Below are 22,049 nucleotides of genomic sequence, written 5' to 3'. Positions count from 1 at the left end.
GCGACCGCTCGACGTCTCAGCGGGCCGCCCCGGCGACGCTCAGTGTCCGCCCTGGTCCTTCAGGCGCTGGATGGACGCCTCGACCTCGGCTTCGGCCTCGGCGCGGCCGACCCACTCCGATCCCTTGACGTACTTGCCGGGCTCGAGGTCCTTGTAGCGCTCGAAGAAGTGCTTGATCGCGGCCAGCTCGAACTCCGGGACGTCCTTCAGGTCCTGGATGTGGTCCCAGCGCGGGTCACCGGCGGGCACGCACAGCACCTTGTCGTCGCCGCCTGCCTCGTCGGTCATCTTGTACATGGCGACCGGGCGGGCCTCGACGATGACGCCGGGGAACACCGAATCGGGCAGCAGGACCAGCGCGTCCAGCGGGTCGCCGTCCTCGCCGAGGGTGTTCTCGATGTAGCCGTAGTCGGCGGGGTACACCATGGAGGTGTAGAGGAAACGATCGAGCCGGACCCGTCCGGTCTCGTGGTCCACCTCGTACTTGTTGCGCGAACCCTTGGGGATCTCGATGGTGACGTCGAACTCCACGCCAACTCCTTCTTCCGGTGCCTCTGGTGTACTGCGGCTGTTCAGCGGGCCGACGGGCCGCCGACGCGCCAGGTCGTTCGGGGGAACGGTAGCCGAACGAGGATAGTGTGGGCCAAGCGGATGTGGCGGGCGTGAGGAGACGGCGGACAACGTGGTGGGTAAGAACATCGGCGGGCTTGCCTCGCGGCGACGGCGCCGGATGTGGATCGGTCTGATCACCACGCTGGTGGTGTTGCTCGCGGTGGGCACCGGCGTCGCGGTGACCGTGCAGCCGTGGAGCGAGGAGTTCCGGCACGGTGGGCTCACCATCGCCGAGCCTCCGGTGCCGGTGCGGCCGTTCCCCGCGGTCGCGCCCGCCCCCGACGACGCGCCCGCGCCGAGTGCGGCGGGCCTGGCCGCGGCGCTGGCCCCGGTGGTGTCGAATCCGGATCTGGGCGGTTTCGCCGGTTCGGTGACCGATGCCGACACCGGCACGGTGCTGTGGAGCGCCGAGGCGGCCAAGCCCATGGTGCCGTCCTCGACCGCCAAGATCCTGACCACCGCGGCCGCGTTGCTCACCTTGCCCGAGGATCAGCGGGTACACACCACCGTGGTCGCCGGCTCGGCGCCGGGGGAGATCGTGCTGGTCGGCGGCGGTGATCCGACGCTCACCGCGCAGCCCGACGGCAAGGGCTACTACCCGGGCGGGCCGAAGCTGTCGGACCTGGTCGACCAGATTCGGGCCGCACAGATTCCGGTCGACTCCATCGTGGTCGACACCTTGCTGTACTCGGGGCCTGCGATGGCGCGCGGCTGGGATCCGATCGATATCCCGGGCGGTTCCATCGCGCCGATCGAGCCGCTGATGCTCGACGGCGGCCGGCTCGACCCGCTGGTCGAATACGCGCCCCGTTCCGATTCGCCCGGCCTCGATGTCGGCCGTCGGCTCGCGGCCGAACTCGGTGTGAGCGCCGAACGGGTCCGTCCCGGCACCGCACCCGCGGGTTCGAAGCAGATCGCGAGCGTCTCCTCGGCGCCGCTGGGGCAGCGGCTGCACGCGATGATGGTGCATTCGGACAATGTGCTCGCTGAAACCATCGGCCGCGAAATCGCCACGGCCACCGGACGGCCCGCCTCGTTCGACGGTGCGGCCGCCGCGGTCCAGGAGACGCTCGAGCAGGCGGGCTTCGATCTGACCGGCGTCAGCATGCACGACACCAGCGGCCTGTCGGTGGACGACCGCATCCCGGCGCAGGTGCTGGACCGGATCCTGGCGACGGCCGCGCGCGACGACGAGATCACCGAGCAGGCGAACACCCCGGCCAGCACGAACCCGGGCCTGCGGCCCGGCGGCCTGGTGCGTCCCGGTGCGTCCCCCGGCCGGGATTCCGGCACCGAACCCTCGCTCTCGGCGCAGCTCGCACCGCTGCTCGATGATCTACCCGTTGCGGGCGCTACCGGCTCGCTGACCAGCCGTTATGTGGTACGGGACCGGGATGGCGCGGGCTGGGTCCGGGCCAAGACCGGAACTCTGTCGGTGGCCAGCACGTTGGTCGGGTATGTGCTGGACAGTGATGGGCGAGTCCTCACCTTCGCGTTGATGTCGAGCGATCGGCCGCCGGAGGTGAGCAGACCCGCATTGGATGCCATCGCGGCCACACTGCGTAATTGCGGATGCTCCTGACGGGTGGGTGACCTATGACGACCGAACAACGCCCCGGCGATTCCGGTGCCGTCGAATCGGGCGGTGGTGCCGTCGACACGGCGGGCAAGGCCGGCGGGCGCACCCGGTTGTCCGGTGCCGTCGACTGGCGGATCGCGGCCCGCACCGGCGCCGCGCTCGTCCCTTCCGGGCCGCGGACCAGCAGGTACTCCGCCGAACAGGTGGTCAGCGAACTCGCCGACGCCTCGGTGCGCGCCGAAGCACCGGTCCGTCAGGTGACCGGTCTGCTCGACGACGAACCGGTCCCGCAGGCGCGCATCGTCGACCGGCCGGGCTGGATCGGCGCGGCGGCCGATTCGATGGCCCAGCTCACCGGCACCGGGGTCGGCGAGGGCCGCGGGGCATTCACCGGGAAACCGGCGGGCGTGCAGGCCGGGGCCATGCTGGCCTTCCTGTCCACCGCGATCCTCGGTCAATATGATCCGTTCACCGGCCGCGACGGCACCCTGCTGCTGGTGGCGCCGAACATCATGTCGGTGGAGCGCGCCCTCGGGGTGCAGCCGAGCGATTTCCGCTTCTGGGTGTGCCTGCACGAGGTGACCCACCGGGTGCAGTTCTCCTCGGCGCCCTGGCTGGCCGACTACATGCGCGCCAACGTCGACGTCCTCGGTGACGTCGGCGACGAACCGATGGCCGATATGCTCGCCCGTCTGCTGTCCGAGGTGCGCGACCGCCGCCGCAACGGCACACCCGAGGATCCCGCCGCCCGCGGTGTGGTCGGCCTGCTGCGCGCCACCCAGCCCGCACCGCAACGCGAGGCACTGGACCGGCTGCTGATGCTCGGCACCCTGCTCGAGGGCCACGCCGACCATGTGATGGACGCCGTCGGCCCCTCGGTCATCCCGACCGTCGAACAGATCCGCGCCGCCTTCGACCAGCGCCGCAAACGCCCGACCAACCCGGTGCAGCGGCTGCTGCGCGCGCTGCTCGGCGTCGACGCGAAGGTGGCCCAGTACGTGCGTGGCAAGGCCTTCGTCGACCACGTCGTCGACGCCGTCGGCATGCAACGCTTCAATGCTGTCTGGACCGACGCCGAGACCCTGCCGCGTCCGGACGAGATCGAAGACCCGCAACGGTGGATCAGCCGCGTCCTGGGATGAGCGCGTTCGAGCCCGTGCGGGCCGGTGCGGGCGGCGGGTCGCGCGCTCGATCCGGCGAGTCGGTATCTGATCGGCCGGACGGAGTCGCGGCACGGCAGCCGGGCCGAGCGGCATCCGACGAGCGGGCCGGTGCGGTGCGCCTACCCGAGACGTCCGCGGTGCTCGAACTCCGGCATGCGGTGCGCGGCTGGCTGACCCGATACGACGTCGGCCGCGAGGTCGCGGTGGGGCTGTCCGGCGGCCCGGATTCGCTCGCGCTGACGGCGGCGCTGGTGGCCGAGGCCGACGCCGTCGACGCATTGATCGTCGACCACCGGCTCCAACCGGGATCGGCCGCGGTCGCCGCCACGGCCGCGGCCACCGCGCTGCAGCTGGGCTGCCGATCCGCGCACGTCCTGCCGGTCGAGGTGGGCCGCGAGGGCGGAATGGAGGCGGCGGCCAGGCGGGCGCGTTATGCGGCGCTGGACGCCGCCCGCGAGGGCCTGCCGGTGCTGCTCGGCCATACCCTCGACGATCAGGCCGAAACCGTGCTGCTCGGGCTGGCTCGCGGTTCGGGCCCACGGTCCATCCAGGGGATGGCGCCGTACGCCCCGCCGTGGGGCAGGCCCCTGCTCGGTGTGCGGCGCGCCTCCACTCGCCAGTGCTGTGCCGACCTCGGGCTCACCCCGCATGCGGACCCGCACAACGATTCGCCGGAATTCACCCGGGTCCGGCTGCGTAGCGAGGTGCTGCCGCTGCTGGAGGAGGTACTCGGCGGCGGCGTCGCCGAGGCGCTGGGCCGCACCGCCGAGCAGCTGCGCGAAGACAACGCGGTGCTCGACGAGCTGGCCCGCGACCTGCTGCGGGTGGCGAGCCACGCGGGGGAGCAACCGGCCGGCATTCATGACGTGAGTTTGTCCTGCGAGACGCTCGCCACTGCCCCCGCGGCCCTGCGCCGCAGAGCCATCCGGTTCTGGCTGCTCGACGGCGGCGCGAAAGCCCTGACCGGCAAACATTTACACGCGGTCGATCAACTGGTCACCGCCTGGCGTGGACAGGGCGCAGTCGCGGTCGGCGGCGGCGAACCGGGCACGAGGTTGGTTGCTGGGCGTGAACGTGGCAGGCTGACACTCGCGCATACCGATCGGGTTCGCCCGGGCGAGCGCGAGTGACGGGCCCCGCGGCGACAGCGGTCGATCGGCCGGAAAGTGCGGCGTGACCACGGACGGCCCGCAAGAGCACCGCGGATCAACGCAGGGAAGGGAACCAGCGGACGTGTACGGGGACGACATCGCGTCGGTGCTGATCACCGAGGAACAGATTGCCGACAAGACCAGGGAACTGGCCGAACTGATCGCCAAGCGCTATCCGCCCGACGCCCCCGAGGGTGATCTGCTGCTGATCGGCGTGCTCAAGGGCGCGATCTTCTTCATGACCGATCTGGCCAAGGCGCTGCCGATCCCCACCCAGCTGGAATTCATGGCCGTGTCCTCCTACGGTTCGTCCACCTCGTCCTCCGGCGTGGTGCGCATCATGAAGGACCTGGACAAGGACATCGCCGGGCGCAATGTGCTGATCGTCGAGGACATCATCGACTCCGGTCTCACCCTGTCGTGGCTGATGCGCAACCTGTCCACCCGCAATCCGGCCTCACTCGAGGTGGTCACCCTGCTGCGCAAGCCCGACGCGCTGCGCACCCAGGTCGAGGTCGCACACGTCGGTTTCGACATCCCGAACGAATTCGTCGTCGGCTACGGCCTCGACTACGCCGAGCGCTACCGCGACCTGCCCTACATCGGCACCCTGCATCCGAGGGTCTACGGCGGCGAATCCTGAGCTAGGCCGCCGCCAGGCGTTTGGTCACCGGATCGCCCGGTGACACCACGCGCTCCAAGGCGCGCAGATCGGCTTCGAGTGCGCGGAACACCACGTAGGTGCCGACGAAGGCGATGATGCCGCCCACGCACAGCACCCGGACCGCGACGATCACCTCCGCGATATCGGTGGGCGGCAGGAACGTCACCCCCGCCACCGCGAGCAACGGCACCGACGCGGCCACCGCGAGGTAGCCGTTGCAGCGTTTGTCCAGGTTGCGCAGCCAGCCCGCGTCCTCGGAACTGACGTCGCCGTGCCGGAGGAAGATCGGATAGACGCAACGCACCAGGTAGAAGGTGGCAAGGAAGAACGGGTAGGCGACCGCGATGGCGCCGCAGACCGCCTGTGAGGCGAGGAAATGCCACACCCCGCGCGCGGGCAGATCGTCGGTGGTCAGCCGCAACGCGATGGGGAAGGTGAACCCGGCGACCACCCACAGCGTGAACGCGACGGCGACGGCCTGATCGCCCAGTCGTAGCGTGTCGCGTCTGGCGCGCCGCAGAGTGTCCGAGTCGTAGCGCTTGCCCTTGCGCAGCCCGCGCGTCACCCGCAGCACATACCGCGCCAGGTACAGCACGACCGCGATGCCCATCGGAAAAAGTATCGAATTGACGATGCCGGTGATGATGACGAAATTGCGCTGCGCCTCTTCCGAGAGCCTGCTGACGATGAGCTGGTGATTGTGCTCGATGTTGTACAGCGAGGCCAGCGCGTTGGGCACGCCGAGCGCGAGCAGCAGCACCGGAACCATCCACGGCCGCAGCCGCAGCCGCCAGCTGTCCGGGGCCGGGTCGACGAGTTCGCGGGCCCTCGGATCGAGGCAGGTGTCGAACTGTCTGGCCAGCGTCGCGCCATTGGGCCAGCGCCGGTCCCGGTCCGGATCGAGGCAGGTGAGCAGGACTCGGCGCAGCGCGGCGGGGCAATCCGGTGGCAGCCGCTCCAGGGCGGACTCGTCGACGCCGGTGCTGCGCCGCTCCAGCATGGCTTCGAGGGTGGTGTCGTCGCCTTGGTCGTCCGCGCCCGCGGTGGTGTCGTCGAAGGGTTTCGCGCCGGTCAGCAGCTCCCACAGCAGCACGCCGAGGGAGTAGATGTCGGCGCGGGTGTCGAGGTCGCCCGCACCGCGTACGCGGCCGGGATGGCAGGCCTCCAGCTGCTCCGGCGACATGTATGTCAGGGAGCCGCCGAAGTACGACACCGGGCTGGTGCCCTCCACATTGCGGCTGAAGCTGATGTTGAAATCGGCGAGCTTGGGCACGCCCTCGGCGGTGAGCAGGACATTGGCCGGTTTGACGTCGCGGTGCAGCACCCCGTGCGAGGCGGCGTAGTCCAGCGCCTCGGCCAGCCGCCTACCCAGCCAGGCCACGGTTTCCGGCCAGCTCAGGGTGGCGATCTCGGCACGCACGCTGGAATCGGTGGGCCGGATCTCGCCTTTTTCCTCCATCGCGGTGTCCACCGCGTCCAGCAGCAGCCTGCCGTTGCGTTCCTCGGGCGGGGTGGCGCGCACCCAGCGCAGCGCCCCGAGCAGCGTGCCGCCGGGCAGGAACTGCATGTAGAGAAACCGCAGCCGACGGGAGCCGCGTGCCCGGCCGGATTCGAGCAGTTGCTGGTCGAATACCCGCACGATGTAGTCGTGGTCGAGCTGGGCCAGCGTCTGCGGTTCGGTGCCGTGGTCGGCGGAGACCTTCACCGCCACCAGCCTTTGCAGCGAACGCTGTCTGGCCAGGAAGACGCGGGCGAAGGCGCCGCTGCCGAGTCCGGTGAGCAGATCGAAATCGCCGATGCTGGTGCCGACCTCGATCCGGTCCAGCGCCTCGTCGGTGCCGGGGCCGGTGCCCGAACCACTGCCGGGCCCGGCGTCGAGCTGGGTGGCCATGTCGAAGGGCGCGGCCGTGGTGCGGGTCGGCTGATCGGCCTGGGTCGTCGCCTCGCCGTCGACGTCCGGCGAGGCTGCTCCCGCAAAGGATTCCGCTGGGGGAGGGGAGTCGGGGGTGGTTTCCGGTTCGGCGCTCATGATCCCGAGGGGTTGCTGGGTGGATGCCGTAAAACATGCACTGGTCGGCCGACGGGGTTGCCGATAAACTCCGCCACACCCGACGCCATCGACGGCGACCGGTAATCGGAAATGATACGTCCACCGGAACGGTGTCTCACCCGGTTTCGGCAACGTCGCGTCGGGCTACGAGCTGGATGAGCGCGGCCGGGCCCGACGACGGGCAGGCCACGGCAGGAGGGCACCGATGGGGGCACACGAGCCCGCGAATTCGCATGCGGGCAATGACACGATCACTCCACCCGGCCCGGTCGTCACGACCGCGGCCCGGGTGCGGGAGGGATCGACGACGCCGACAGCGGAGGTGGACGCCGCGCTGACCCGGATCGACGAGGGCAATGCCGAGGTATACGCCTTCGACGTGGTGCGTGCGGAGCGGGCGCGCGCGGAGGCGGCCGAACTGGAGCAGCGTGATCTGGACGCGCTGCCGCTGGCCGGTGTGCCGGTGGCGATCAAACACAATGTCGCGGTGACGGGCGAGACCGTGCTGGACGGATCGCTTGCCACCGATCCGGCTCCGGCCACCGCCGACCATCCCGTGGTCTCCCGGCTGCGGGAGGCGGGCGCGGTGGTCGTCGGGCTGACCACGGTGCCGGAACTGAGCCTGTGGGGCATGACCGACGGTCCCGACGGCATCACCCGCAACCCGTGGAATCCCGAGCGCACCTGCGGCGGATCCTCGGGTGGGGCCGCGGCGGCGGTGGCGGCCGGGCTGGTTCCGGTCGCGCACGGCAACGACGGTCTTGGTTCGGTGCGCATTCCGGCGGCCTGCTGCGGCGTCGTCGGGATCAAGCCGGGGCGCGGGGTGGTTCCGGCCGAGGTCGGGCCGGACTCGTGGGCCGGGATGACCGAAAACGGTGTGCTGGCAACGACTGTCGCCGACGCGGCGCTCACCCTGTCGGTGATGGCGGGGCGGCCGGAATTGGCCGACGTCGACGCCGCGGCACCGTTGCGCGTCGCGCTCGCCGTCAACGCGCCGAGTCCGCTGATCAAGGTGGACCGGCATTGGACCGCCGCCGCGCGCACGGCCGGATCGGCGGCGGCCGCGGCCGGGCACGCGGTCGACTCGGTGAAACTGCCCTACGGCGACGCGGTGACCGCGGTGATGCTGCGCTGGCCGATGCTGGCGATCCCGGAGGCCGACGAGCTGCCGCAGCCGCAGCTGTTGCAGAAACGCACCCGTCGTCATCTGGCGCTCGGCCGCTTGATCGTCCGGCTGAACCTGGTGCGGCCCGCGCAGGTCGAACGGGTGGAGGCGAGGTTGGTCGAGTTCTTCGAGAACTTCGACGTGGTGATCACCCCGGCGCTGGCACTGCCGCCGCCGCAGGCAAAGGCCTGGCATGCCAAGGGCTGGCTGACCAATTTCCTCAACAGCCCGCGCTATTCACCGTTCACCCCGATGTGGAATCTCGTCGGGTGGCCGGCGATGACGGTGCCGATGGGGCTGCATCCGGAGTCCGGGACGCCGGTGGCGGCGCAGCTGGCGGGCCCGCCGGGCAGCGAGTCGACGTTGCTGCGGCTGGCGGCTCAGCTGGAGCAGCAGCATCCGTGGCCCCGGACGGCCGCGGATCGGCCGTCCGGGCAGGACTAGTTCGGTCCCGGTGGTTCAGACCGCAAGGGCGGGTTTGCCGGCGAACCCGCCCTGCGCGGCCCGGCCGGCGAATTCCAGGATGGTCGGCCGGTTGTCGTCGGCGCGCCAGGCCACCGCCAGCTCGCACGGGGCGAGCCCGGTGACGGGGCGGGCGGTCAGACCGGGCCACCGGTACATCGGCACGTTGTTCTCGGCGAGCAGGCATACGCCGAGGCCGAGGCTGACGGCCTCCAGCTTGTCCTCGGGCGTCGCGGCCTCGGCGCCGATCTTGGGCTGACGCCCGCCGCGACCGTCGTTGCCGAGCCAGAAATCGCGGACCGCGCCCGCCTCGGGCGGCAGCGCCACGAACGGCTCGTCCATCAGGTCGGCGAAGTCGATGGTGTCCTGATCGGCCAGCCGGTGGTTCTCCGGCAGTAGCACCCAGCGGTCTTCGGTGCGCAGCACCTCCCAGCGGTACCGGTTCGGATCCGGTAGCGGTAGCCAGACCAGCGCCAGATCGGCCTGCCGGCCGGCCAAGCCGCTGGACGGGTCGGTCCAGGAGGCGGCGTGCAGGGCGAGCCGGTGCCCGCTGGCGCTTTCCAGGTCGTTGAGCAGCCCGCGACCGAGGGTGGATTGGATGCCGACGCGCAGCACCTCGCCGGCCTCTTGCAGGGAGGAGTTGGTGACTTCCCAGAGCTCGAGGATCTTGCGGGCGCCGTCGAGCAGTTCCTTGCCCGCGACGGTGAGTGCCACACTGCGCTGATTGCGATCGAACAGGACCACATCGAGCTGGCGTTCCAGCTGGCGGATCTGGCGCGAGAGGGTGGGTTGTGCGATGTGCAGCCGCTGTGCGGCGTTGGTGAAATGCAGTTCCTCAGCGACAGCGACGAAATACCGCAGGTCGCGCAAATGCGGGTCCATAGCCTATTGCTATCAGAATTGGTGCCGGATTTCCAGCCTAATCAAACCGGGAAGTTCGGAATCTCGGCCCGAAACGGTCAACAGGTTTGTTAGTCACAGCATATGGCCTGTGATGGTGTTGCGCACTATCGGATTCGGCGAGTACCCGGGATGCATGGCCCGGGACGCTGGAGCGTCGTCTTCCTGGGCTGATGACCAGGGCGGATGTGGCCGAGGTCAGAGCTTGTTTCATGTACGCGAGTGTTCCTGATCGGGTCTCCGGCTCCGGCGACCCGTGGCGAGGAGAGGCGCTCAGGGCACATGCAGTGATGTTGCTCACAATCAGGTTTGCCGGGCGCCGAAATCCGCCCACAGCTGAGAACGCGAAACGGCGCCGCGCCCGTCACGAGGACGGTCACGGCGCCGTAGCGCGCGCCACAATCGGCTCAGACGTTGCGCGCGCGTTCCTCGTAGGCCTTGCGCTGCGCGGTATCGACGTCATCGAGGAAGGCGCGGTTGGAACCCAGCGCCCGCGCCAGCCCATCGCCCCAGGATTCCGGCAGCAGATTGACCACCTGGGCGATCGCACCGGCCACGGCGGTGACCCTGACCTTCGACTTCGGCGCAGCGATCAGCTCCGCGATGGCATCGGCGATCTCCTCCGGCTCGGCCGGGCGCAGAATCTTCGGCGTGCTGACCCCGGAGCCGAGTTCGGTCTTGGTCAACGTCGGCAGCACCGAGGAGAAGCTGACACCCGTGCCCCGGTACTCCTCGCGCAGCGTATCGGTGAATCCGAGCACCGCGTGCTTGCTGGCGTTGTAGGTGGCCAGTCCCGGAATGTGGGTCTCACCGGCCAGCGAGGCGATATTGATGATGTGCCCGCTGCGCCGCGGCAGCATCCGCGCCAGCGCCAGCTTCGAACCGAGGATCACGCCGTAGACGTTGATGTCGAGGATGCGGCGGGTCACCTGATCCGGCTCGTCGGCGAACTTGCCGGTGGGCATGATGCCGGCGTTGTTGATCAGCACATCGATCGGGCCGAGGGTGCGCTCCACCTCGTCGAGGAAGGCCTCGAACGAGGCCGGATCGGTGACGTCCAAGCGGCCGTACACCTCGAAGTCGCGGCTGCTGCCCGACTCCTTGACCGTCACCTCATCGATGTCGCCGATGGCGATCTTGGCCCCGAGCGCCTGCAACGCCGTCGCTGTCGCCAGCCCGATGCCGCGCGCGCCGCCGGTGATGACGACGACCTTGCCGCGAATCTTCATCGCGTCTGCCATTTACTCCGCACCCTTCGAATCGCCCTTGAGTCGCAGCAGCGCCGGCACATCGAGCCGGCGCAGACCGCGCGCACCCGCCGCCCGCATCGCGCCGAGCGCGAACAGGATCTTGGGTACCTGATAGGGGAACCAGATCAATTCCTTTTCCTGCGTGGGCAGGATCGGTTTGGTGATCGCCTGCGCGCGGCAGTATTTGCGCACACCGTTCGGCCCGCCCCAGCGTGCGCCGACGCCCGACTTCTCCCAGCCGCCCATCGGCAGCGCGAAGCTGAACATGTTGGAGAAGACGTCGTTGATGTTCACCGCGCCCGCCGACAGTTGCCGCGCCACCCGCTCACCACGATCTTTGTCGCCGGTCCACACCGAGGCGGACAGGCCGTAGATGGAGTCGTTGGCCAGCCGGATCGCTTCGGCTTCGTCGGCCACCTTCATGACCGGCAGCGTCGGGCCGAAGGTCTCCTCGGCGACGCACGACATCGAGTGGTCGACGTCGACGAGCACCGTGGGCTCGAAGAAGGTGCCGACCCCGGTGCGCTTGCCGCCCGTGGTCACCTTCGCGCCGGCCGCGACGGCCTCGTCGACATGCCGCTGCACGATGTTCACCTGGTTCTCGTTGGCCAGCGCGCCCACGTCGTGATTCGGCGTGCGGCCATCGATGCCCTGGCGCAGCGCGGCGACATTGGCGGTGAGTTTGGCGACGAATTCGTCGTAGACCGGCGCCTCGACGTAGACCCGCTCCACCGAGATGCACACCTGGCCCGCGTTGAACATGCCGCCGAAGGCGATGCCGTGCGCGGCCCGATCGATATCGGCGTCGGCCAGCACGATGGCCGGATCCTTCCCGCCGAGTTCGAGGCTGTAGGGGATCAGCCGCTCGACGCAGGCCGCGGCGATCTTGCGGCCGGTGGCCGTGGAACCGGTGAACTGGATGTAGTCGGCGTTGTCCCCCACCGCGGCGCCCGTCGCACCGGCACCGGTCACCACCGCGAAGACCGGCGGCGCGCCGATCTCGGCCCAGCCGCGCGCCAGCTCGATCGCCGAAAGCGGGGTCACCTCGGAGGGCTTGAGGATCACCGCGGCGCCGGCGGCGAGCGCGGGGATGACATCGACCACCGGCATGGCCAGCGGGAAGTTCCACGGCGTGATCACGCCGACCACCGGATACGGCTTGAACGCGACCGTCAGCTTCTTGGTGCGCGCCAGCGGGCTGTGCGGTGACGGGTTCTCATCGGCGAGGAACTTCGCCGCGCGCCGGGCGTAGTAGCCGGTCAGATCGACCGAGAAGGCCGGGTCGATGAGCGCGTCCACCCGCGGCTTGCCGGTCTCCGATTGCAGTACGTCGGCCAGGTGCTCGGTGTTGTCGATGAGCCAGTCCTGCAGCTTCAGCAACCATTCCTTGCGGCCCTCGGGGCCGATGGCCTCCCACTCCGGCTGGTACAGGCGCAGCTCACGGACCTTGGCGGCGACATCGTCGGCCGAGACCTCGGGCACTGTGCCGACGACCTCGCCGGTGGCCGGATTGCGCACCTCGATCACGCCGGGCGCGGCCGGTTTCTTGCGCGTCGTCGTTCGTTTCGTCGGTCGGGCGGATTCGGTGTCGGTCACGGTCTCTCCCACTACGTCGTGGCTCTGGCTGTGCTCAGCTGCTGTGAAGCAGCTCACGAACTATGATCGTGGCACAATCGACGCCGACATTCTTGGCTTCGTTTGTCAACCGAGGCGAGAAGGTTTTGTGCTCTCGATACAACTCGAAGTTCATGAGGAGGCCGATGACGAACCCGGTTCCGCCCGCTGGCCCGGTCCCGCTCGAACAGCCCGCCGCCGGTGGTCCGGCTCCGACCAATGAGCAGGTCCGGTACTGGCTGGCCGAATTCGTCTATGAGACGTTGCGCAGCGAAACCCTGGATCAGGTGGTCGCCCGGCTCGACAACGCCATCGTCGCCCGCATCCCCGAACTCGCCGACCGGGATATGCGCCGCGATCTCGCGGCCAGCACCCGCGCCCATGCCAGGGTGGTGCTGAGCGGGCTCACCAGCGACACGATCGAGCCGGTGCTGCCGCACGAGGCGCACGCCTTCGCCAAAACGCTCGCCCGCCGCGGATTCGAGCTGAAGATGCTGCTGCGCACCTACCACGCGGGACTGGCCGCGGTGCTCGATTACTTCACCGAGGCGCTGGACCAGCGGCGCACGCCCTATCCGATCGAACGCGTGGTGATGATGCGGATGTTCGAGCGGGCCACGCAATGGGTGGGCGCATCGGTGGAGACGCTGACCGAGACCTATCTCGAGGAGCGCGAACGCGTCCTGCGCGCTGCCCTCAATCGCCGCACCGAAACCGTGCGGGCCCTGCTGGCCGGCGACGACGTCGATCTCGAGCAGGCCTCGACCCGGCTCGGCTACCGGCTCAACCAGCAGCATCTCGGTGTGGTGCTGTGGGCCGACGAGCCCGCCGAAGCCGGCGCCGACAGCGAGATGAGCGGTGTGCTCGATCGGGTCTGTGCCAGGCTGGCCGCCGAGCTCGGCAGCAACCGCGTGCTCACTGTCGCCTCGGGCGCGAGCGGCATGTGGGCCTGGATCGGGCTGGACGGTGCGCCGGACCGGATCACGGAAGTGGACGGGCTCGCGCACCTGGTCGAGGCGCCGGTGCGGATCGCGCTCGGGGTCCCGGGCGAGCGAGTGGCCGGATTCCGGCGCAGCCATGAAGAGGCGATGGCGGCCCGCCACGTCGCCGAACGCGGCCCGGCGAACGGGCCGAGGATCACGGCCTACCGCGAGGTGGAGATCGCGTATCTGGCCGGCGTCGACGAGACGGCCATGCGCGCGCTGATCGCGCGCGAGTTGCGGGCGCTGGCCCGCCGCGACGCGGGCTCGGCCCGGTTGCGCGAGACGCTGCGCGCGTACCTGCGCAGCCAGCACAGCCCGGAGGCCGCGGCGAAACTACTCGGTGTACACAAGAACACCGTCCGCTATCGGATCCAGCGGATCGAGGAACTACTCGGCCATCGCATCGACGAGCGCGCGCTGCCGTTGCAGACCGCCCTCGCCTGCGTCGCCGCCTACGGTCAGGACGTACTACCCGGCGACAACGCCTGAGCCACTACGCCTGAACCACTACGCCTGGGCTTCGCGGGCGGCGATGCGGCGCAGCGGCGGTTCGGTGCTCGGCGGCACCCGGCGGTCGGGTAGTTCGGCGAGTAATTGGGTGGTCGCGGCGGCGATCGCGGCGACGGCCTTGTCGACCGCCGGTTTGGTGGTGGAGCTCAGGCCGGTCAAGCCACCGACCTTGCGCACGTATTGCAATGCGGCGGCATAGATTTCCTGCTCGGTAGCGGCAGGCTCCAGACCACGCAAGACGGTGATGTTTCTACACATGAATGCACATTAGCCCTCCGGCGCCGCGCTCGGCAGGCCAAGAATTCGAAGATGTGAAAAACCTTTGAACGCGCTCGGTGAACCGGCCACCGAGAGGTCCCGGGCACCTAGACTCGCCCTATGCCTGCCCGCGGTCTACCTACGTTGACAACATTCCCGTACGAGGAGCTCGATCAGCGCGAGGACGACCACTGGTCCGGTGCGCAGATAACCGACGATCAACTGCGCGCGCTGGCTCTCGGTGCGTTCTATTCCGCCCGCTGGGACGCCTTCCACGACGAGCTGCTGCTCGGCCCCGAGCGCGAGCACCCACTCGGCGATCGCCGCGAACTGGCCATCGACACCCTCACCGGCGCCTGGGGCATCACCGACGGCACCGAGGCGCGCGCATCGATGGAACAGCTGCTCGACGGCATGCATGCGCCGCTGTACGCGCTGGTGCATCCACTGGTGATGGCATCCATCAATGCCAGTGAACGCGACCGTTTCGGGGAGCGCGCCGACCGGCACCGCGCCTTCCTGCGCCAGGTCGGATCGTTTCGGGGGATGGACAATCCGGAGGCGCTGGTCCGCGATTACGACATCTGGTCCCAGGCCATCAAGATCGGTTTCACCGAGCATCTTTCGCGCCCGCTGCCCGGCGATATCTACGCCTGGGATCTGGCGCGGGTGGTCGCGGTCGCGCGGATGGCGTTCACCGCGGGCTATCTGGACGCCGACATCGCGTGGAGCTACCTGGCGCGGGCCCTGCCGCTGGCGCGGCGGCGCTACCGCAACTGGCGGCAATTCGGCGATGCCTACCTGACCGGCTGGACCTACTGGCAGGCCACCGAGGATCTGGCCGTGCTCAAGGACGGCGGCGTCGACCGCAGGATGGAGCTGCTGCGCCTGTGGACCCGGCCGACGAGCCCGTGGCGGCGCATCGGCCTGAACTGAGGCATCGCCGCGGGCCCGATCGCATTCGGGCCCGCGTGCGATCCTCCGGCTACACCCCGGGCAGCGACCGCAGGATGCCCCGCCCGTACCGCTGGAATTGTGTGTCGTCGACCATGCCGAGCGAATGCCGCTCCACCAGCAGCTCCCACTCCGCGTACAACTGGGCGGTGCCGGGATCGGCGGGCCCGGCCACGCCGTCGGCCGATTCCAGCCGGATCGCGAAGTTCACCGCGCAGGTGACGCGTTGGGTGTCGGCCCGATCGAGCCCGGTGAAATGCAGCGTCTGATTGCCGTCGTGCACGTCGATGCCGGTATCGGTGCGCAGGGTACCGATCTCGCCCGGCGCGCTCGCCGTGCCGTCGGTGCTGCGCGCCCACATGATGGCGGCGATGGCCAGTTCGTGGGCGTACCGCTCGCCGTTGCCGAGGGAGATGAACAGCAATCGCTGGGTGGTGGCGGCCAGTAGCCCCTGACCGTGCCCGGCCGGGGGATGGGCGACGGCCAGCGCCGTTTCCAGCACGTATTCCTCGGCCGAGGCCAGCCGGTGCAGGGCGTTGATCGCGGATTTCGCTTCCTTGCGCGGCGCCATCCGGCGCACCGCGCGCTCCACATCGGCGCGGACGGGGCCGCCGGAATTCCATTCCGGAGCCGGCGGGGTCAGATCCGGCGCCGCGACATCGATGCGCTGGAAATCCAGGATCTGATCGTTGATCCGGTCGACGATCTCGACCGCGGCGGGCACGTCGTGCTCGGCGATCAACACCGGCAGCGGCGTGCGGTCCGCGGGCACACCGGTGAGGACGGGGGTGGGATACCGGAGGTAGATCTCGATGACGACCGCGTCGTCGGCGCGCCGGTTCAGGCGGACCTTGAGCAGGTCGGTCACCGGGACGTCGAGCACGCGCTCGCCGTCGGTGCCGGGTCGTAGGACGATCAGCCGCCCCCGGCCGTGGCGCACTATCGCTGTGGGTGTCCGTAGCTCGACTATGTCCATACCCCCTGCGCTCAATGTGGTTGGGGTGCTCTCGGCGGGGCACCGCACTGTGCCGTCGCTCACGATAGGCCGAACATGCCATGATTGTGACCACTCGGCACAAACCAGGCCGGAGAGATCGGGAACCACGGGCGTTGTCCGGCCGTTTACCTGTTGAACTCCCATCACCGGCCGAACTGCGCGATGTATCGGATAGACCGTACGCGGTAACGTGGCATGTCCGCATCCGTTCGCATCGCTAGGCAAAAACCGGAGACACCGGAAAGGACTGGCCGCCCGGCCGACGCTCTATGAACCGCAAGACTGTGTTTCGCACCCTGGCGATAGTCTCGGGCATTCTGCTCGTGATCTATCTGTTCAGCTATTTCGGCAACGACACGCGCGGCTGGAAGAACGTCGACACCTCGGTGGCGTTGAGCCAGCTCCAGGAACAGGGCAACGTCAAGAACGTTCAGATCGACGACCGTGAGCAGCAGCTGCGGATCGAGCTGAACAACGGCAACGAGGCCACCAGCGGCGAGACCAAGATCATCGCCAAGTACCCGGGTGGCAGCCAGACCGCCGCGCAGATCTTCGACGCGGTGCAGAAGTCCGGCGCCCCGTACAACACGGTGGTCAAACAGGACAGCTGGCTCACCCAGATCCTGCTGTTCGTGCTGCCGATGATCATCCTGCTCGGCCTGTTCATCTTCGTGATGTCGCGGATGCAGGGCGGTGGTCGCGGCGGCATGATGGGCTTCGGGAAATCGAAGGCCAAACAGCTGTCCAAGGACATGCCGAAGACCACCTTCGCCGATGTGGCCGGCGCCGACGAGGCCGTCGAAGAGCTCTACGAGATCAAAGACTTCCTGCAGAACCCGGTGCGCTACCAGGCGCTCGGCGCGAAGATCCCCAAGGGCGTGCTGCTCTACGGCCCGCCCGGCACCGGTAAGACGCTGCTGGCGCGCGCGGTCGCGGGCGAGGCCGGGGTGCCGTTCTTCACCATCTCCGGTTCCGACTTCGTCGAGATGTTCGTCGGTGTCGGCGCCTCCCGCGTGCGTGACCTGTTCGAACAGGCCAAGCAGAACAGCCCGTGCATCATCTTCGTCGACGAGATCGACGCGGTCGGCCGTCAGCGCGGCGCGGGCCTCGGCGGTGGCCACGACGAACGCGAGCAGACCCTCAACCAGCTGCTGGTCGAGATGGACGGCTTCGGCGATCGCACCGGCATCATCCTGATCGCGGCCACCAACCGGCCCGACATCCTCGACCCGGCGCTGCTGCGCCCGGGCCGCTTCGACCGCCAGATCCCGGTCGGCAACCCCGACCTGGCCGGCCGTCGCGCCATCCTGCGGGTGCATTCGCAGGGCAAGCCGATCTCCCCGGACGCCGATCTGGACGGGCTGGCCAAGCGCACCGTCGGTATGTCCGGCGCCGATCTGGCCAACGTCATCAACGAGGCTGCGCTGCTCACCGCCCGCGAGAACGGCTCGATGATCACCGGTGAATCGCTCGAGGAATCGGTCGACCGGGTGATCGGCGGTCCGCGCCGCAAGAGCCGCATCATCAGCGAGCACGAGAAGAAGATCACCGCCTACCACGAGGGCGGCCATACCCTCGCGGCCTGGGCGATGCCCGATATCGAGCCGGTCTACAAGGTCACCATCCTGGCCCGCGGCCGCACCGGCGGTCACGCGATGACGGTGCCGGAGGACGACAAGGGCCTGATGACCCGCTCGGAGATGATCGCCCGCCTGGTGATGGCGATGGGCGGCCGTGCGGCCGAGGAGCTGGTGTTCCACGAGCCGACCACGGGCGCGTCCTCCGATATCGATCAGGCCACCAAGATCGCCCGCGCGATGGTCACCGAATACGGCATGAGCGCGCGCCTCGGCGCGGTGCGCTACGGCCAGGAGGCGGGCGATCCGTTCCTCGGCCGCTCGATGGGCCAGGCCTCGGATTACTCGCACGAGGTCGCGGGCGCCATCGACGAGGAGGTGCGCAACCTGATCGAGGCCGCGCACACCGAGGCGTGGTCGATCCTCAACGATTACCGCGATGTCCTCGACGATCTGGCCACCGCGCTGCTCGAACGCGAGACGCTGCACCGCAAGGATCTCGAGCAGATCCTCGCCGCGGTCGAGAAGCGGCCGCGGATCACCGCGTTCAACGATTTCGGCGATCGCGTGCCCTCGGACAAGCCGCCGGTCAAGACCCCGGGCGAGCTGGCCGCCGAGCGCGGCGAGCCGTGGCCGCCGGAGCCGGTGGCGCCGTCGCTGCCCGCCGCGGCGACCGCTGCCCGCGAGCCCGCGCCGGCCAACGGGTACCCGCCCGCGGGCGGCTACCAGCCGCAACCGCAGCACGGCCGCCCGGCCCAGCCGCCGGCCGGCTATCCGATGCCGCAGCACCCCGGCTATCAGCGCCCCGGCCCCACGCATGGTTCGCGTCCCGATTACGGCGCTCCCGCCGGCTGGTCGGCGCCCGGCTGGCCACCGCGTGACGAGCCGCAGGAGCAGTCCGGCGACCCTGGTTTCGGTGCCTGGCCCGAGCCCGGCGAGGGCCGGCCCAGGCACGGCTACCAGCCCGAACGCGGTTACGACGACCGCGGCGGTTACGACGATCGGGGCGCGTACCCCGACAACCCCGGTCCCGAGGGCGGCAATCGGGACTGGGACGGACCGAACGGCAGGGGTTGACCAGCGCCGATTACGCTCGATCCTCGGGGCCGGGCGCTGCGCCCGCACCCTGAGATTTGGAGGTGTCCTCGATTGTCGGCCAACGATCACAGCAACGGCCAAGCTCCCACCGTGTCCGCTCGGCCGGTGCTCGATGACCCGGGCCCGGAATTGAGCGATTCCGAGCTCATCGCGCTGCACACGGGCAAGCCCTTCGATCAGCCGCGCGCCGAGGCCGCGATCCGGGAGCTGCTGATCGCCGTCGGCGAGGACCCGGACCGGCCCGGCCTGATCGACACCCCGGCCCGCGTGGCCAGGGCGTACCGGGAGATGTTCGCCGGGCTCTACCTCGAGCCGGACGCCGTGCTCAATACGACCTTCGACGAGGAGCACCAGGAGCTGGTGCTGGTGCGCGACATTCCGCTGTACTCCACCTGCGAACACCACCTGGTGTCGTTCCACGGTGTGGCGCACGTCGGCTACATCCCCGGCACGCACGGACGGGTGACCGGCCTGTCCAAGCTGGCCCGGCTGGTCGACCTGTACGCCAAGCGTCCGCAGGTGCAGGAGCGGCTGACCAGCCAGATCGCCGACGCCGTCATGCGCAAGCTGGATCCGCGCGGTGCGATCGTGGTGGTGGAGGCCGAGCATCTGTGCATGGCCATGCGCGGCATCCGCAAACCGGGCGCGAGCACCACCACGTCGGCGGTGCGCGGGCTGTTGCAGACCAACGCCGCCTCGCGCGCCGAGGCGCTCGATCTGATTCTGCGCAAGTGAGCCACGCACCGCAGCCAGGGGTCCGGCCGCGCGCCGGACGTTCCTGCGTGGTGATGGGCGTGGTGAACGTGACCGCCGATTCGTTCTCCGACGGCGGCCGCTACCTCGATCCCGAACTGGCCGTGCGGCACGGTATCGAACTGTTCGAAGCCGGCGCCGACATCATCGACGTCGGTGGCGAGTCGACCAGGCCGGGTGCGATCCGGGTCGACGCCGAAACGGAATCGGGGCGGGTGGTCCCGGTGATCCGCGGCCTCGTCGCCGCCGGTGTGCCGGTCAGCGTCGACACCATGCGTGCCCGGGTCGCCGAGGCGGCCATCGCGGCGGGGGCCTCGGTGGTCAACGATGTCTCCGGTGGCCGCGCCGACGCCGACATGGTGAAGGTCGTGGCGGGTGCGGATGTTCCGTGGATCCTCATGCATTGGCGGGCCGACGCCGACTACCGGCACACCGGTCCCGCCGACCACTACGACGACGTGGTCGCCGAGGTGCGCGCCGAACTGGACACCCAGGTGCGCCGCGCCGTTGCCGCCGGGGTGGATCCCGCCCGGCTGATCCTGGATCCCGGCCTCGGTTTCGCCAAGAACGCCGCACACAATTGGGCCCTGCTCGGTGCGCTGCCGCAGTTCGTGGCCGATGGATTCCCCGTGCTGATCGGCGCCTCGCGTAAGCGTTTTCTGGGCTCGCTGCTCGCCGACGAGTCCGGCCCGCGCCCGCCCGACGGCCGCGAGACCGCGACGGCCACCATCTCGGCGCTGGCCGCCCTGCACGGCGCCTGGGGTGTGCGGGTGCACGATGTGCGCGCCTCCCTCGACGCCATCGCGGTCACCGATGCCTGGCAGCGCGCGGCGGCCGCGACGGGAGTGGTGCGGTGAACGAGCCCGCAGGCGGGGCGCCGTCGCGGCGTGCGCGTGATCGCATCGAGCTGCGCGGGCTGCGCGTCTTCGGCCATCACGGCGTGTTCGACCATGAGAAACGCGACGGCCAGGAGTTCGTGGTCGACCTGACGGTATGGGTCGATTTCACCGCCGCCGCGGCCTCCGATGATCTGGTCGACACCGTCGACTACGGCGCGCTGGCCGATCTGGCGGTGAGCATCGTCGCCGGCCCGCCACGCGATCTGATCGAGACCGTGGTCGCCGAGATCGCCGATGCGGTGATGGCGGGCGATCCGCGGATCGACGCGGTCGAAGTGGTCGTGCACAAACCGTCCGCGCCGATCCCGCACGCCTTCGCCGACGTCCGGGTGGTCACCAGCCGGGAAAGGGCGGCCGGATGAGTCGCGCGGTTCTGTCCATCGGTTCCAATCTCGGTGACCGGCTCGGCTATCTGCGCAGCGTGATCGACGGGCTCGGTCCCCGGGTGGTCGCGGTGTCACCGGTGTATTCGACCGCGCCGTGGGGCGGGGTCGAACAAGACGATTACCTCAATGCCGTTGTGGTGGTGGAGGATCCGGCCTTCGGCTGCGTCGATTGGTTGCGCCGCGGGCAGGAATTGGAGCAGGCGGCCGATCGCGTGCGCGAAATCCGGTGGGGTGCGCGGACGCTGGACGTCGACGTGGTGTGGTGCGCCGAAGCCGGGCGCCCCTGTCGCAGCGACGATCCCGAGCTCACGCTGCCGCATCCGCAGGCTCACCGCCGGGCGTTCGTGCTGGTGCCGTGGCTCGCGGTGGAGCCGGACGCCGAACTCGACGTGGACGGCCGGATGTGCCGGGTGCGCGATCTGCTGGCCGGGCTCGAGGCCGCCGAACGTGACGGCGTGCACCGCACCGACCTGACCTTGACGCGCGGGGGAGCAGGCCAGTGCAGCAGCTGAAACCCACGCGCGCCCTTGATCTCACCGCGAACCTGCTGATCGCCGCGGCGCTGGCCTGGGCGGCCACCCGCATCGCCTACGGCAGCTTCCCGCCGATCTCCAGCTTCGCCGGAGCCTCGTTGTATCCGGTGGCCGCGATCGAAGTGGCGCTCGGGTTCATCATCCGCGCCAGGGTCAACGAGCATCGCATCGGTGACGGGCCGCATCAACTGCATCCGATCACCGCGGCACGGGCGGTGGCGCTGGCCAAGGCTTCGGCGCAGGTGGGTTCGCTGGCGGCCGGGGTGTGGCTGGGCTTCCTCGTCTGGGTGTTTCCGCAGCGCGGCGATCTGCGCGCGGCCGACGCCGATGTGCCGGGGGCGTTGATCGGGCTCGGTGCGGCGGCGGCGTTGGTGGCGGCGGCGCTGTGGCTCGAATATTGCTGCCGCGCGCCCGACGATCCGACCGACGATCCAGCTACCACCTAGCTAACATGGTCGGGTGAATCACCACCCCGGAACCTGGGCCGCCGC

General features: G+C 69.5%; 20 protein-coding genes. 13 read left to right on the top strand and 7 right to left on the bottom strand.

The window, feature by feature from the left end:
• Positions 1-39: 39 nt before the first annotated feature.
• A complete protein-coding gene (locus AC5W7N_RS02885) occupies positions 40-531 on the bottom strand; it encodes an inorganic diphosphatase (protein WP_014348688.1) in 492 nt (163 codons plus the stop codon).
• A gap of 199 nt (positions 532-730) precedes the next feature.
• Here AC5W7N_RS02885 and AC5W7N_RS02880 point away from each other — a divergent pair, with 199 nt between their 5' ends.
• From AC5W7N_RS02880 to hpt, 4 genes are all read left to right on the top strand, one after another.
• Positions 731-2,194, top strand: a complete 1,464-nt coding sequence (locus AC5W7N_RS02880; RefSeq protein ID WP_228815933.1) for a D-alanyl-D-alanine carboxypeptidase/D-alanyl-D-alanine-endopeptidase — start codon at positions 731-733, stop codon at positions 2,192-2,194.
• A gap of 14 nt (positions 2,195-2,208) precedes the next feature.
• Positions 2,209-3,333: a zinc-dependent metalloprotease gene (locus tag AC5W7N_RS02875; RefSeq protein ID WP_228815228.1), complete on the top strand. Its 1,125-nt coding sequence runs from the start codon at positions 2,209-2,211 to the stop codon at positions 3,331-3,333.
• A 134-nt stretch (positions 3,334-3,467) separates the two neighbouring features.
• Positions 3,468-4,484 carry a tRNA lysidine(34) synthetase TilS gene (gene tilS, locus AC5W7N_RS02870; protein WP_324197410.1) on the top strand — a complete coding sequence of 339 codons (1,017 nt, stop codon included), beginning with the start codon at positions 3,468-3,470 and terminating at the stop codon, positions 4,482-4,484.
• Between the two features lie 103 nt (positions 4,485-4,587).
• Entirely contained in the window at positions 4,588-5,148 is a 561-nt protein-coding gene (gene hpt, locus AC5W7N_RS02865; RefSeq protein ID WP_194992262.1) for a hypoxanthine phosphoribosyltransferase, read from the top strand.
• A 1-nt stretch (position 5,149) separates the two neighbouring features.
• Here the strand turns inward: hpt and AC5W7N_RS02860 are convergent, their stop codons facing one another.
• Positions 5,150-7,198 (bottom strand): serine/threonine-protein kinase, encoded by a 2,049-nt coding sequence (locus AC5W7N_RS02860; RefSeq protein WP_194992263.1) that lies wholly within the window; start codon positions 7,196-7,198, stop codon positions 5,150-5,152.
• 226 nt (positions 7,199-7,424) lie between these two features.
• Between AC5W7N_RS02860 and AC5W7N_RS02855 the strand changes: the two genes are divergently transcribed.
• Positions 7,425-8,828, top strand: coding sequence for an amidase (locus AC5W7N_RS02855; protein ID WP_228806993.1), 1,404 nt, complete (start codon positions 7,425-7,427; stop codon positions 8,826-8,828).
• A 15-nt stretch (positions 8,829-8,843) separates the two neighbouring features.
• Here AC5W7N_RS02855 and AC5W7N_RS02850 read toward each other — a convergent pair whose 3' ends face one another.
• The 3 genes from AC5W7N_RS02850 to AC5W7N_RS02840 form a co-directional block, all read right to left on the bottom strand.
• Complete coding sequence (locus AC5W7N_RS02850; protein ID WP_163813653.1) at positions 8,844-9,728, bottom strand: LysR family transcriptional regulator; 885 nt, start codon at positions 9,726-9,728, stop codon at positions 8,844-8,846.
• A 425-nt stretch (positions 9,729-10,153) separates the two neighbouring features.
• The gene (locus tag AC5W7N_RS02845) at positions 10,154-10,987 is read right to left on the bottom strand and encodes an SDR family oxidoreductase (protein WP_163813652.1); all 834 of its coding nucleotides are present in this window, start codon (positions 10,985-10,987) and stop codon (positions 10,154-10,156) included.
• Positions 10,988-12,592: an aldehyde dehydrogenase family protein gene (locus tag AC5W7N_RS02840; protein ID WP_195006913.1), complete on the bottom strand. Its 1,605-nt coding sequence runs from the start codon at positions 12,590-12,592 to the stop codon at positions 10,988-10,990. It lies immediately after the preceding gene.
• Positions 12,593-12,756: 164 nt separating this feature from the next.
• On the opposite strand from AC5W7N_RS02840, the gene AC5W7N_RS02835 reads away from it, so the two are divergent.
• Positions 12,757-14,082 (top strand): PucR family transcriptional regulator, encoded by a 1,326-nt coding sequence (locus tag AC5W7N_RS02835; protein ID WP_195006914.1) that lies wholly within the window; start codon positions 12,757-12,759, stop codon positions 14,080-14,082.
• A gap of 18 nt (positions 14,083-14,100) precedes the next feature.
• Here AC5W7N_RS02835 and AC5W7N_RS02830 read toward each other — a convergent pair whose 3' ends face one another.
• Positions 14,101-14,361 carry a DUF2277 domain-containing protein gene (locus AC5W7N_RS02830; RefSeq protein ID WP_163813649.1) on the bottom strand — a complete coding sequence of 87 codons (261 nt, stop codon included), beginning with the start codon at positions 14,359-14,361 and terminating at the stop codon, positions 14,101-14,103.
• A 144-nt stretch (positions 14,362-14,505) separates the two neighbouring features.
• On the opposite strand from AC5W7N_RS02830, the gene AC5W7N_RS02825 reads away from it, so the two are divergent.
• Positions 14,506-15,297: a DUF1266 domain-containing protein gene (locus tag AC5W7N_RS02825; RefSeq protein WP_228807082.1), complete on the top strand. Its 792-nt coding sequence runs from the start codon at positions 14,506-14,508 to the stop codon at positions 15,295-15,297.
• A gap of 49 nt (positions 15,298-15,346) precedes the next feature.
• On the opposite strand, the gene AC5W7N_RS02820 is transcribed toward AC5W7N_RS02825, so the two are convergent.
• Entirely contained in the window at positions 15,347-16,291 is a 945-nt protein-coding gene (locus AC5W7N_RS02820) for a hypothetical protein (protein ID WP_194992537.1), read from the bottom strand.
• Between the two features lie 290 nt (positions 16,292-16,581).
• Between AC5W7N_RS02820 and ftsH the strand changes: the two genes are divergently transcribed.
• From ftsH to AC5W7N_RS02790, 6 genes are all read left to right on the top strand, one after another.
• Positions 16,582-18,966 carry an ATP-dependent zinc metalloprotease FtsH gene (gene ftsH / locus AC5W7N_RS02815; RefSeq protein WP_195020504.1) on the top strand — a complete coding sequence of 795 codons (2,385 nt, stop codon included), beginning with the start codon at positions 16,582-16,584 and terminating at the stop codon, positions 18,964-18,966.
• Between the two features lie 111 nt (positions 18,967-19,077).
• On the top strand, positions 19,078-19,722 hold the full coding sequence (gene folE, locus AC5W7N_RS02810; protein ID WP_280210473.1) for a GTP cyclohydrolase I FolE: 645 nt from the start codon (positions 19,078-19,080) through the stop codon (positions 19,720-19,722).
• A gap of 53 nt (positions 19,723-19,775) precedes the next feature.
• Positions 19,776-20,597 carry a dihydropteroate synthase gene (gene folP / locus AC5W7N_RS02805; protein WP_194992575.1) on the top strand — a complete coding sequence of 274 codons (822 nt, stop codon included), beginning with the start codon at positions 19,776-19,778 and terminating at the stop codon, positions 20,595-20,597.
• Positions 20,594-21,001 carry a dihydroneopterin aldolase gene (folB, locus tag AC5W7N_RS02800; protein ID WP_195020505.1) on the top strand — a complete coding sequence of 136 codons (408 nt, stop codon included), beginning with the start codon at positions 20,594-20,596 and terminating at the stop codon, positions 20,999-21,001. Before folP ends, folB begins: the two co-directional genes overlap by 4 nt.
• Positions 20,998-21,537, top strand: coding sequence for a 2-amino-4-hydroxy-6-hydroxymethyldihydropteridine diphosphokinase (gene folK, locus AC5W7N_RS02795; protein WP_195020506.1), 540 nt, complete (start codon positions 20,998-21,000; stop codon positions 21,535-21,537). The genes folB and folK overlap by 4 nt, the downstream gene beginning before the upstream one ends.
• Positions 21,534-22,004 (top strand): DUF3180 domain-containing protein, encoded by a 471-nt coding sequence (locus AC5W7N_RS02790; RefSeq protein ID WP_163813710.1) that lies wholly within the window; start codon positions 21,534-21,536, stop codon positions 22,002-22,004. Before folK ends, AC5W7N_RS02790 begins: the two co-directional genes overlap by 4 nt.
• Positions 22,005-22,049: the final 45 nt, after the last annotated feature.

The sequence above is a fragment of the Nocardia sp. CDC519 genome (assembly GCF_059509835.1).
Note: the sequence above shows the minus strand (reverse complement) of the source record. Positions and strands in the feature narration are given on the sequence as shown.